The sequence below is a fragment of the Actinomyces urogenitalis DSM 15434 genome (assembly GCF_000159035.1).
Lineage (GTDB): Bacteria > Actinomycetota > Actinomycetes > Actinomycetales > Actinomycetaceae > Actinomyces > Actinomyces urogenitalis.
The window spans coordinates 1-241 of the sequence record NZ_DS999630.1; the positions used below are offsets into that span (position 1 = coordinate 1).

Sequence of the window (241 nt, forward strand, 5' to 3'; positions counted from 1 at the left end):
ACCTGCCGCCGCTGTTCCAGCGTTGGTTTGGTGTGAACCTGATCGTTTCCCGTAAGATGGTCGTAACGCTGGGTGCAGTGCTGATGATTGGCCCGGGTATGATCGGCCTGTTCACCAACCCGTATGTCGCAATTATGCTGCTGTGTATCGGTGGTTTTGCCCACCAGGCACTGTCCGGCGCGCTGATTACGCTCTCGTCCGCGCGTGGAGTTTATCTCCACCATTTTGCAGACCGTACTCA

The 241-nt window shown here is 56.4% G+C and carries 1 pseudogene; it reads left to right on the plus strand.

Annotated elements, in window-relative coordinates:
- Window positions 1–241: pseudogene (locus HMPREF0058_RS11550) on the plus strand (hypothetical protein); the annotation flags it as partial.